The organism is Bradyrhizobium sp. 62, assembly GCF_023073035.1.
Taxonomy (GTDB): Bacteria; Pseudomonadota; Alphaproteobacteria; order Rhizobiales; family Xanthobacteraceae; genus Bradyrhizobium.
In genome coordinates this window covers 222,346-222,618 of record NZ_JADPIT010000031.1, presented here as the reverse complement: position 1 = coordinate 222,618, position 273 = coordinate 222,346, and the positions used below count along the sequence as shown (strand labels likewise).

At 62.3% G+C, this 273-nt stretch carries 1 protein-coding gene; it reads left to right on the top strand.

What is annotated here, in order from left to right:
• The coding region (locus IVB47_RS29020) for an Ig-like domain-containing protein (RefSeq protein ID WP_247466462.1) at window positions 1-273 on the top strand (273 nt) is incomplete at both ends.

The following is a 273-nucleotide window of genomic DNA, read 5'->3' as shown; positions in this document are numbered from 1 at the left end:
GGTACCTTCAGCTATGATCCGAACGGTGGGTTCATCGGCTTGAGGGCCGGCCAGACTGCGCAGGACACGTTCAAATACACTGTGACCGACGGCTCCGGTGCCTCATCGACCGCGACGGTCACGATCACTATCAAGGGCGAGAACGATGCGCCGGTGGCGCAGGACGTCGCAGCCGATGTACAGGAGCATGGCCCGGCGAAGACGGTGACGGCGTCGTACACCGACCCGGATCTTGGCGATACGCACAGCTTCAAGATCGACACCACCGGAACG